The sequence below is a fragment of the Geobacter sp. AOG2 genome, assembly GCF_019972295.1.
GTDB lineage: Bacteria > Desulfobacterota > Desulfuromonadia > Geobacterales > Pseudopelobacteraceae > Oryzomonas.
This window is the reverse complement of record NZ_BLJA01000001.1, coordinates 2,886,867-2,898,879: the sequence shown is the minus strand read 5'-3', so window position 1 is coordinate 2,898,879 and position 12,013 is coordinate 2,886,867. Positions and strand designations below refer to the sequence as shown.

Annotated in this window: 4 protein-coding genes; 2 read left to right on the top strand and 2 right to left on the bottom strand. The window is 59.0% G+C overall.

All coding sequences use genetic code 11. From position 1 onward, the window contains the following. Window positions 1–83: 83 nt before the first annotated feature. Window positions 84–6,737: a filamentous hemagglutinin N-terminal domain-containing protein gene (locus LDN12_RS13275; RefSeq protein WP_223923140.1), complete on the bottom strand. Its 6,654-nt coding sequence runs from the start codon at window positions 6,735–6,737 to the stop codon at window positions 84–86. A 973-nt stretch (window positions 6,738–7,710) separates the two neighbouring features. Between LDN12_RS13275 and LDN12_RS13270 the strand changes: the two genes are divergently transcribed. Both LDN12_RS13270 and LDN12_RS13265 read left to right on the top strand, forming a co-directional pair. After that, window positions 7,711–10,011, top strand: coding sequence for a sigma 54-interacting transcriptional regulator (locus tag LDN12_RS13270; RefSeq protein WP_223923139.1), 2,301 nt, complete (start codon window positions 7,711–7,713; stop codon window positions 10,009–10,011). A 201-nt stretch (window positions 10,012–10,212) separates the two neighbouring features. Further along, window positions 10,213–10,401 (top strand): ribbon-helix-helix protein, CopG family, encoded by a 189-nt coding sequence (locus LDN12_RS13265; RefSeq protein ID WP_223923138.1) that lies wholly within the window; start codon window positions 10,213–10,215, stop codon window positions 10,399–10,401. An 82-nt stretch (window positions 10,402–10,483) separates the two neighbouring features. On the opposite strand, the gene LDN12_RS13260 is transcribed toward LDN12_RS13265, so the two are convergent. Beyond that, a complete protein-coding gene (locus LDN12_RS13260) occupies window positions 10,484–12,007 on the bottom strand; it encodes an Rne/Rng family ribonuclease (protein WP_223923137.1) in 1,524 nt (507 codons plus the stop codon). Window positions 12,008–12,013: the final 6 nt, after the last annotated feature.

The window sequence follows — 12,013 nt, the reverse complement described above, 5'->3', positions numbered from 1 at the left end:
CCCCCTTCGTCATAACCTGCGCAGGGGACCGGTTCCCCACACGCCCTGCTTCGCGGCCGGGAATCCCAGCGGCGCACTCGCCCTTACTTCTTCCCGTCCTTCGTTTTGTCGCGCAGGTCGTACTGCACCCCGTCGGCGTTGATGGAATCGATGTCCGCCGAGTAGTCGGCCGAATCGGCGTACTCGATCTGGTCCTCGATGGACGCGGCGGCCAGGGAGGCATCGGCCTGGGTGGACAGGCTTGAGCGCGACGAACCCGACACGTTTTGCACCGTCTGCCCCGAGGTTTGGCTCCCCTGGGCGGCGGCTTCCTCCGGCAGGGCAGCATCCCGGGCGGCTGCGGCGGCGGACGCGGCGTCGGCACGGTCCTGGAGCACCTGGTCGATGGTGCCGTCGACATAATGATCGACGTCGCTCATTTGCGTACTGGTAAGGCCTTCATTATTGTCACCCGTGACTTGCACCCCGTCGCCGGCGGCCGAGCTGTTGCTGTCGCCATTCCAATAGTTGTCGTGGCCATCGGCATTGCCCCCGCCAATCAGGCCGCCGACCTTTGTCGCGCCGTCGCTGCCGGTCACGAAACCGGCGGCATAGGAGTGATCGATGGTCGCCCCGGTCGCGAAGCCCGCCAGGCCGCCGACCCAATGCGCTCCGGTTATAGTGCCCGTGGAGTGGACATAATGGAGGGCGGTGTTGGTCATGTACCCCACCAAGCCGCCGACAAACCCGGTTTTCGAGGTACCGGTGACGTCGCCGGTGGCGTAGCTGTTGGAAATGCTGTTGCTGCCGTTGCTGTTAAGATTCCCGATCAACCCCCCCGCGTAATCCACAGAGTCGCTGGCCACTACGTCGCCGGTGGCATAGGAGTCGGTGACGGTCAGGGAACCGGTACCGGAGTTTTCCGCCGTGCCGATCAGGCCGCCGGCTCCGCCATCCGTAGCATAATCTTTGGTTAAGTCAGTATCTTTGGCCGTGGCCGTCACGGCGCCGGTGGCGTGGCAGTTGGCGATGGTGGTGCCGTCGGGGTCAATGGCGAGATATCCCACCAGTCCCCCCACCCTCGACTTGCCCGACACACTCCCCTTGGCAAAGGAGTTTACGATGTAGCTGCCGCCGGAGAAAGACCCGACCAGCCCCCCCACGTTGTAGCCCGTGCCGTCCCCCACGGTGCCGGTGGCGTAACAACTTTCGATGTTGGTGCCAGAGGCGGTCCCGATCAGGCCACCGGTACCGTTCGTCACATCCCCGGTGGCGTGGCAACTCGTCACGGTGGAGGCGCTTGTCCAACCGATCAACCCCCCGCCCGCACCGTCAGCGGCTGAGTAGGAGGACGAGATGGTGGAGCCAGTGACGTTTCCGAGCAGCCCGCCGCTAGTGCCGTAGGATACCGATACCTTCCCGGTGCTGTAGGTGTTGCTCACCGTGCTGTCGGTAACCTTGCCGGCCAGTATGCCCGCATATGCCACCGTGCTGTCGGTGGACCTTAGTGATGAGACCGTGGCATTGACCACGCCGATATCCCGGATGGTGCTGCCGGTGGCCTGGCCGATCAGGCCCACATATATTTCTTTGGTGTCGCTAATGGCCAGGTTGCTGACCGTATGCCCCAGCCCGGCCAGGGTGCCCGAGAGCGCGGCGATGGGCGAACTGCTGTAGGTGGTGCCCGAGGCGTCCAGGTCCTGCGCCAGGGCGAAGTAGCCGGTGGCCGTGCCGGTGGCGTCGTCCAGGGCCGCCAGGTCGGCCATGCTGTGGATAAGCGTGTAGCTGGTGCCGTTCATGGCCAGCTTGGCGTTGGCGCCGCTGAGGGTAATGCCGGCGTATTCGGTCCCGCTCGGGGCCGCGTTGGCCACCGGGATGCCGTCCGCATCCAACACCGCACCGCTGTAGCTGGCCGGGGTGAGGATGCTGTAGTCGCCCCCGTAGTTCATGGCCAGGGCGGCATTGGCGCCGGTGAGGGTGATGTCCGCATCGATGGCGATGTCGTTGCCGGCCGAGAGCGCCAGGGTGGCGTTGGCGCCGCTGGCGGTGATGGCCTTGTTGACGGTGAGGTCCTTACCTGCTGTCAACACCAGGGTCGCGTTCTCGCCGGTGGTGGTGATCGGGGCATTGAGAACGAGGTCGCCGCCCGTGGCGGCCAGAGCCGTTGCGGCGTTGGCGCCTCCCGTGGTGATGGCGTCGTTGACGGTGAGGTCGCTCCCGGCGGTCAGGGCCACTGCGGAATTGTCGCCGTTGGCGCTGATTGATGCGGCAACTGTGATGGCGTTAGCGGCGTTGAGGGTCAGTTTCGTGTCCGCTGTCCAGGCCAGGGCGTCGTTGACGGTGATGTCGCCCTTCGCCGAGGTAAGGATAAGATTGCACAATGCCAGTTCGGCATTGACAAGGGTTCCGGTGAGGGTCCCGCCGTCGCCGATGGTGATGCTGCCGGCCTGGGTCCAGGACCAGGTGCCGCTGGTGAGCGTCGCGCCGTCGGACAGAACGACGGTGTCGCCGGCCGTCTCGATGAGTCCGCCCGCCGCGTTCAGGGTGCCGCCCACCGTGGCGGTGCCGTTCAAGCCGGAGAGGGCATAGCCGGCCAGACCGGTGTCGGCCGTATTCAGGGTGAGGGTCATTTGATCCGCCGAGGCCAGCAACACCGTGCCGTCGGTGGCGGTCACGCTGCCCGAGGCGGTGACCCCGTTGTTACTGATCAGGGCCAGGAAACCGCCGTCGGCGATGATGATGTCGCCCTCGGCGACCACCGAGCCGCTGGTGCTGCTGGCCACGGTGAACACGTAGTTGTTGTTGAGAAAATCGGCGTCGGTGAGTTGCAGGGCGCTGGCCACCAGGCCGGCCGTATTGACGGTGGAGCCGGCCGCGAAGAGGATGCCGTTGGAATTGATGAGGAAAACCCGGCCGTTGGAGGCGAGGGTGCCGTTGATCACACTGGCCTCATAACCCACGACCCGGTTGAGCACAATGGAGGTGGTGGAGGGCTGGTCAAAGGTGACGGTTTCCCCGCTCGCGATGTTGAAACGGGTCCAGTCGATGACCGTCTTGTCCGTGGAGGTGGTGACGGTGGTGTCGGTGCCGCCGCCGGCGTTGGCGGCCGTGGTGATGGTGGCCGTGCCGCTGGCCACCGAGTTGAGGACAAGGCTGGCGCCACCCACGATGACGTATGAAACGGTGGTGCTCCCCGCCACGGTGTAGTTGGGATTGCTGACCGTGAGGCCGCTGGTGTCCGTAAGCGCATAGGTGGAGCCAGACGTAGCCGTGGTGGAGACCGTGGCCGAACCGCCGAGGGTGACCGTGTCGCCGGCTACGATGTTGGTGGCCGTGAGATTCGACGATGGGATGGTATAAATACCGTCGTCCCCCTTGATGCCGTACAGCGCCAGCACCAGGGGGTTGATGGTGGCCGTGGTGGAGAGGGTCGAGGTGGTGCCCAGGGTATAGTTGCCGCCGTCCGTGCCGCCGAGGGAGAGGTTGGTGGCGGTGACGGCCTTGCCGGTTTCGGCGTTTTTGTCGGCAAAGGAGGCTGAGTAGCCGAGGGTGACCGTGTCCCCCGAGACCACTCCGGCCAGGGTGGAGGAGACCGTGGCGGTCGTGGTGCCGTCATAGGTTTTGTCGTTGCCCGTGACCGTGGCGGAGATCGTCTTCTTTTCGATGCTCGCCGTGGTGGTCGTGGTGGCGATGGTATAGTTGCTGGCCTTGCCCGTGCCGTCGGTCGCGGTGGTGACCACGGTGACGGTCTTGCCATCGCCGGCGTTCTTGTCGGAGAAGGTGGCCGTGGCCGAAGTGGTCAGGGTCTGGCTCCCCACCAGCCCGGAGAGGGTCAGGCTGGTCAGGGTGGCCGTGGTGGTGCCGTCGTAGACCTTGTCGGAGACCGTGGCCGTGGCCGTGATGGTCTTGGGGGCGACCGTGACGGTGCCCTTGACGTTCGTGTAGGCCGAAGAAGTAAGAACGCTGGCTGCAACCTGGGTACCGGCATCCACATAACCGGCGTCCGTTGTGGTGGTGAACATGTTACTTACACTATCTTTATCTGTGATTGATAGACCTTGCAGGCCATATACCAGCAGGTTCATTGTGGCTGTGCTCGTGGCGCTCCCATAGTCGGGGGTGCTGCTGCTGTCGGTGCTGACGTAGACGATAATGTTTTTAAGAATAGGTATGCCTGATGCGGACATGCCCCATATGCCCGTTGAAAAACCCGAGTAGATGGAAGCGCTGGTCAGACTGGTCAGTTGTGTTGCCGAAGTCAGATCGGTAACAGACGCGTTATGGTCGGTAATAGCCGCGTTATTATTCGCGAGCCAGTAGGAATTGGTGATCGTGCCGGTGTTGGACTTTGCGAATCCGTAACGCGCGGCAGAGTCGGATGAAGATTCAATGGCGTAGGAGTTTTCGATTGTACCTGTGTTGTCACCGACAAACCCGGCTGTCCAATAGGAAATTCCGCTTGCATTCGATAAATATAAAGCCGTGGTATAAGAATTGGTAATCGTACCGCTATTCAGCCAGACGAATCCCGCGACGTTGGCAGTGTTGGCGGTTGCACTAAAGTTGCTTGTCGCATAGGACTCGTTGATGGTGCCGGCATTCATTCCGGCAAAACAACCATATGTTGCTGCTTCATAAATATTATTATATGAAGTCGTAGTGGTATATGACCTCTCAATGTCCCCACCGGTATCATTAACCCCTACCAACCCTCCCAAATAGCTGCCCGTAGAGGCACTGGCGTTATTGGCCATTCTATTGACACCACCGGAGCCAGCATTGCTCCGCGACGAACTGTCGAGGATCGTACCAGTGTTGGTGCCCACCAAGCCGCCCGCTATGTACCAAGCATTGACTGCCCCACCAAAAACATAGCTTTGCGCGATCAGCCCGGAGTTGACGCCGACCAGGCCGCCGACGCTATAAATCCTTGTTTTATTGGATGTGGTACTATTATTGACGAAACTGTTAATAATATTGCCCTTATTATAATTCGCGAGAATCCCCTCCGCGGCTATGTAAGCGCTCGCAGTGGTTCTGGTGCTGCTGGATGCCGCATAACTTGTGTTTTGCGAAAGAGTCGCTTTGTTGATCCCCAGATTGCTGACCGTCGCGCCCGTGTCGATGGTGTCGAACAGTCCGGTCGCATACAACAGGGCGGAATTGATCAGATGGCCGAAGCCGTTGAAGTTGCCGGTGAACGTACCGATGCCGGTGCTCCAGACGGAAGAGCCCCATGTAATGTCGCTGCCCAGCACATAATTGCCATCAGGATGGGCCTGGGCGTAGTCCAAACCATAGGCCGAGACGCTGCCGTCCGTATTATAGGTTGTCGTCAGTGTGCTGATGACGATGTAGTCCGCGCCGTTCATGGTCACGGTGCCGGTGCCGCTGAAGTTGATCGTGCCGGTGAACGCGCCGTTGGTCGCGCTCTGGAGGGTGTAGAGCCCGTAGGGGGTGCCGTCGCTGTTGCCGGTGCCGCTCGCCGTGGTGGTCGGGTTGCCCGAGCTGTCCAGCACATGGCCGTAATTGGCGGCCAGGCTGGCCGAGCCGGTGGCGGTCATGGCGGCGTTGACGTAGATGTTGTTGGTGGCGTTGAGGGTCAGGGTGTTGGCCGACCAGGAGACCGCCGCGTTGATGTCGATGTCGCCGTCCGTACCGGTCCCCGAGGTGGAGGCGATGGTGACATTGCCGTTGGCCAGGGCGTTGGTGAGAGCCGTGGCGGTCATGTCGCCGTTCACGCCCACGGTGAAGCCGTCCGGGTCGATGAGCCAGGTGCCGTTTGCGCCGGTGGCCGATTTGGTGGTGATGGTGGCGCTGTCCGCGATCTTGACCGAATCGCCGCTGGTCTCGATCAAGCCGCCGTCACCCGCCGTGGGGGCCGAGGCGTCCAGGGTTCCGGCCACGGAGGTGGTGCCGCCATAGGCGTGGAGGTTGATGGTGCCTTTCAGATCGTCCACGGTGCGGGCCTGGATCAGGCCGCTGTTGTTCACCTGGGCCGACAGGAGGTCGTCCGCCGCCTTGGCCGTGAGGACGACCGTGCCGCCGTCGGCGTAGATGGCCTCCTTGTTCTCCACCAGGGCGTCCAGGGTGCCTTCATCCACGGTGACGCTGGCCAGGGAGTCGCCGTTGAAGTTGAGGGTGATCTTGTCGCCGCTGGCCAGGGCCACGGTCCCCTTGGTGGCGGTGATGACCCCCTGGTTGGATACGGAATTGCCGAGCATGGCCACGTAGCCGCCGTCCGAGGCGGTGATGGTACCCATGTTGACCACCGAACCGGTGGAGCCGTTGGCCTTGAACACGTAGTTGCCGGCGTTGAAGTCGGCGTCCGTGATGTTGAGGGTGCTGGCCACGAAGCCGGCGGTGTTGACCGTGGAGCCCTTGGTCATCAGGATGCCGTTGGAGTTGATCAGGAAGACCTTGCCGGTGGCGTTCAAGGCGCCCTGCAACACGCTCGCCTCGTTGCCGATCACCCGGTTGAGGGTGATGGACGAGGCGCTGGGCTGGTTGAAGTTGACCGTTTCCGTGGGCGCGGTGCTGAAGCTCGTCCAGTTGATGGTGGCCGTGTTGGTGGACTGGTTGACGTTGGTGACGCTGCCGGATTGGCTGATGGCCGCGCTGCCGCTGGTGACCACCCCGCCCGTGGGCGCTCCGAAGACCGTGCCGGATGCCACCAGTTGGCATGCCCACAGCCCCAGGACCAACCGGGCCGTCACCTTTGTTCCGAATCCCCGGCCATACCAGGATTTCTCATGCATCGTGTTCTCCTTTCAGAAACTAATCGATACTGGTTGCAAGCGAGACTATTCAGCAAACTGGGAAACTCGGAAGTGGGGCGGCGTGCCGGCGGCTACGGTTATCCCGTTTACCAAGGCCGGTGCCGGGTTCGTGCGTGACGCCGGGATGCCGATGCGGATCTTGTCAACACAATCTCGGCACAGGTTATAAAGGCGTCTATATAACGACAACCGCACGGTTCCCCGAGCGAATGCGAAAAGGTGGGGAGGCTGTTGCTCCCCCATCGCAGGGAAGGGTGCTTACGTTTGGGTCAGGATGGGTACAGAAGTTTCACTTTGAAGATCGGTAACACTGCAATGGCACTTGTAAGCGGCCCCCTCTGATCGATGGCACATCGGAGGAGGCCGAAACAAAGCGCCGTTATTGCCAGTGAAATGGAGGCACGCCGACGGCACGAGCTATATAATATACAACATAACGCAAAACAAATATTTTATGTAATATATAGATAAGTTAAAAGAATACGACCTTCGATATATAATTAACTACATAATGCATACCAAAACAACAAAAAAAACTATAACTATATGTTATATATATGCTTTTATTCTTTTCGCCATACATGCTAAAATGACGATGTATTTTCATATTGATTATGATTGCACTTATAATGTGCACCAAATAGTTGCAATCGGTTTGGTCGCAGAAAAAACATTCCTCGGAAATTCATTAAAATATACAGCATTTTAATTAGTTATGGCGTAATTATTATTTTGATAAACTCTCTTATCATATTGATAGCGTACTGCCCACTCAAGAAGCAACCTGCCTAAAAAATACCCCTGAGGCAGCCTGAGCCGGCAAGACAACCTGAAATGCCAAATAAACCTCACCATCCATCGTTACAAAAAATAGTTGTGCCAATAGTTGCACATATCACTTTTTCAGTGTAGTATCTCTCCAATATCACTCCAAAAACCAAGGAACACCACCATGGAACCGATCATAACCTTTAAGGAGCGCTGCCGGCTCTGCTATTCCTGCGTGCGCAGTTGCCCGGTCAAGGCCATCAAGGTCGATAACGGCTTTGCCCAGATCATGTATGACCGTTGCATCGGCTGCGGCAACTGCCTGAGCTGCCCGCAACAGGCCAAGGCCGTGGTGGACAGGATGGGACAAACCCAGGAGTTGCTTACGTCGGGCGTGCCTGTCGTCGCGGTACTGGGGTGCTCCTTCCCGGCGTTCTTCCACACCATCACCCCCGGACAACTGGTGGCCGCCCTCAAGAACCTCGGCTTTTGCGAGGTGCACGAGGGGGCCTACGGCGCCCGCATGATCGCCGATAGTTACCGAAATGTGTTGCAGAGGATCGAGCGGCCGCTGATATCTTCGCACTGCCCGGCGGTGGTCAGCCTCATCGAACGCCATTTCCCCAAATTGATCCCGAACCTGGCAGGGGTCGTATCGCCCATGATCGCCATGGGACGCTTCATCAAGGACATCCTGGGCAAGGAAACCAAGGTCATCTATATCAGTACCTGCATCGCCGGTAAATTCGAGGTGCAGGCGGCCGAGTCGTCCAGCGCCATTGACGTGGTCCTCACCTACCACGAAATCGACAAGTTTTTCAAAAGCCGCGGCATCAACCCCGCATCCCTGACGGAAGCGCCGTTCGACGGCTTTGATCCGGGCAGCGCGCGCATCTTCACCCTCACTGGCGGACCGCTCAAGGTATTCGACATCGAACCGGAATTCCTGGATACCGACATCATCTCCGCCGAGGGAGAAAATCACGCCATCGACATCATTCGCGACCTCGCTGCGGGCCGCATCTCACCGTCCTTTGTGGATTTACGCCTCTGCGACGGAGGCTGCGTCGACGGCCCGGCCCGCGACCGCACCCTCAACCACTTTTTCAAGCGGAAACTGATCGTCAGCTACAACAACAGCTCGCTCCCCTATAAAACTGCGCCGCACTACCGCTCGACGGCATCCATGCCCAACCTGATGCGCCCCTACTCCGACAAGTCACGCAGGCTCCCCAGCCCGGACAAGGACGACATCAAGCGCATCCTGCACTCCACCAACAAGTTTACGCAAAGCGACGAGCTCAATTGCCGCGCCTGCGGCTATAACACCTGCCGGGAACATGCCGTGGCGGTCTTCCAGGGGTTGGCGGACATCGAAATGTGCCTCCCCCACAACCTGCAACAGGTTGAGGATGACCGGGGACGGCTGATGCAGAAATACGAGTTGATCCGGCGCGAGTTGGACCGGCAGCTCGGTGACGACCCGATTGTGGGAAATGACAGTAAAATCCAGGAGGTATTGGAGCTGATCCGTCAGGTGGGGCCGACACCTACCACAGTTCTCATCAGAGGAGAAACCGGCACCGGCAAGGAGCTGACGGCCCGGGCCATCCACCGCTTGAGCCTGCGCAACGACAAGCCGCTGGTAACGGTCAACTGTACGACCATTACCGATTCCCTGCTGGAAAGCGAACTGTTCGGTCACAAAAAAGGGGCATTCACCGGCGCTATCGGCGACAAGAAAGGGCTCTTCGAGGCAGCCAACGGAGGCACCATCTTCCTGGACGAGATCGGGGACATCACCCCCAAGCTACAGGCCGAACTGTTACGGGTCCTCGACCTGGGCGAGGTGCGGCCGGTGGGTGGCGCGGCGCCGAAAAAGGTCGATGTACGCCTGATTGCCGCCACCAACAAGGACCTGGAACAGGGCATTCGGGAAGGCTGGTTCCGCGAGGATCTCTACTACCGCCTGAACGTCTTCAACATCCATCTTCCGCCGCTTCGCAACCGGCAGGAGTCCATCCCGAGCCTGGCTGAACACTTCCTCGACAAGGCCCGCAAAAAGCTGAACAAGAATATCGCCGGCATCGAGGAGCGGGCCGTCAAGGCCATGCAGCACTACCCCTGGCCCGGCAATATCCGCGAAATGCAAAATGTTATCGAGCGCTCCTCGGTTCTTTCCAAAGGCACGATCATCCGGCTGGAGAACCTCCCCACCATCTTTGCGGACACCTACGAACGGTGCAGCAACGGGGAGGTCAACCGGCGCCACGCCTCTTTCAAGGCCGAACGGGAACTGCACATCAGCCGTACGGAAAAAAACCTGATCCAGCGGTATCTCGAGGAAACCGGCGGCAACGTGGCAAAGGCGGCAAGACTGGCAAACATCCCGCGCCGGACCTTCTACCGCCTTTTGGAAAAACATGGCCTTGATATCGCGCAACGGGTGCGGACCAAGGCAGCGGGACAAGACCCCTTGGAGTAGTGTATACTTTTGGCCACATGTGTGCCAATTTGTGCACGTTTTTTCTGTAAACCGAAACATGCCACTTTTTTGTAAATCAGTAACATGCCAATATGATTCATAAATTTGATGTATACTCTGTTTTGGCATGGATATGGCAGAATAGATAGGAAATTATTCAAGCGTGTCATATCACACCACATAAAAACGGAGGAGCACACCATGGGCAGAATGAGAGAAAATCCGCGTTACAACGTAATCTCCATGAGGATCAGCGACGAAGAACGCGAGCAACTGGAAAGCCTGATGAGCAAAACCAAAAAGAGCGTATCCGATATCATGCGCGAGGCCATGGAATACTTCTCGGCCCAGCATGAGCAGCAGACAGGCCTGAAGCAGAAGGCAGCCTAAGGCGCTCTTTCTCAGACACACAAAAGGCGGGGACAGAATATCTGTCCCCGCCTTTTTGTTTCCAACCGATGCCAGCGGGCGATTAATTGATCAGGATCTCGAACTGTTCCTGATGAAAACCGGGCTTGGCCCGAACCGTAATACGTTTCTTGAAGCGCTTCTCCAACTCTTCAAGGCCCCGCCGCTCCTCGTCGTAGAGCAGGTCCGCCACCTGCGGATGGACCGACACCGTGGCCTTGGTCCCCTTGATGTCCAGCATCTCGCGGCGTAATTCCCGAAAGATTTCATGACATACGGTGATCTTTGACTTGATGTAGCCGCGGCCTTCACAGTAGGGGCACGGTTCGCACATCATTCTGCCGATGCTTTCCCGCACGCGCTTGCGGGTCATCTCCACCAGCCCCAATTCGGAGATCTTGAGGATATTGCTCTTCGACTTATCCCCCTTGAGGGCTTCCTCCAGCGCGGCAAAGACCTTGTCGCGGTTGACCTCTTTCTCCATGTCGATGAAATCGATGATGATGATGCCGCCGATATTACGCAGCCGGAGCTGATAAGCGATCTCCTTGACCGCTTCCAGATTGGTCTTGAGGATGGTGTCCTCAAGATTATGCTTGCCCACGAAACGCCCGGTGTTGACGTCGATGGCGGTCAGCGCTTCGGTCTGCTCGATAATGATGTAACCGCCGCTCTTCAGCCAGACCTTTCTGCCCAGAGCGCGGCTGATCTCGACTTCAAGGCCAAAATGATCAAAGATCGGCTCTTCATCGTCGTACAACTCAATGGAATACTTCATCTTGGGCATGAACGTGGAGATGAACTGGACGATCCGGTCAAAATCCGGCTTCGAGTCCACAATGATCTTGTCCACCTGCTCGGTAACGATATCCCGCACCACCTTCTGCACCACATCCAGGTCGGAGTGGATCAGGGAGGGAGCGGAAGCCTTGTCCTTGCGTTTGGCAATCTCAGCCCACAGCGTCGAAAGGTACTGCATGTCCGACAACAGGTCCTCTTCACTCTTCCCTTCCGATACCGTCCTGACAATATACCCCGAACCGCTCTGCTTGAGGCGGTCGACGATCTCCCGCAACCGCTCCCGCTCCACCTCATCCTCGATACGGCGGGAGATGCCCACATGGTCCACCGTGGGCATATACACCAGGTGGCGGCCCGGCAGGGAGATATGGGAGGTAATGCGTGCGCCCTTGGTGCCGATCGGTTCCTTGGATATCTGGACCAGCAGTTCCTGTCCTTCCTGGAGCAGTTCCTCGATGGGGTGCAACGGCTTATAATCGGGATGAGCGGATTCCGGCCGCTCGCCACTCGGTTCGTGCTCCTTCTTGCCCTCGTCAAGGAGCGATTCGTACTCCTCAATGGCGTCAAACACATCCGCCACATACAAAAATGCCGCCTTCTCCAGGCCGATATCCACAAAGGCGGCCTGCATCCCGGGAAGCACCCTGATGACCCGCCCTTTATAGATATTGCCGACAATCCCCCGTTCGCGGCTCCGCTCGATATAGAGCTCGGCAATGGTGCCGTTTTCAATCAGTGCAATGCGCGTCTCGTGGGAGGCGGCATTGATAACCAGTTCTACTCCCATACCGTC

Coding starts and splice junctions, on each gene's coding strand:
- LDN12_RS13265 (WP_223923138.1), top strand. CDS start 10,213: ATGGGCAGAATGAGAGAAAATCCGCGTTACAACGTAATCTCCATGAGG.
- LDN12_RS13270 (WP_223923139.1), top strand. CDS start 7,711: ATGGAACCGATCATAACCTTTAAGGAGCGCTGCCGGCTCTGCTATTCC.
- LDN12_RS13260 (WP_223923137.1), bottom strand. CDS start 12,007: ATGGGAGTAGAACTGGTTATCAATGCCGCCTCCCACGAGACGCGCATT.
- LDN12_RS13275 (WP_223923140.1), bottom strand. CDS start 6,737: ATGCATGAGAAATCCTGGTATGGCCGGGGATTCGGAACAAAGGTGACG.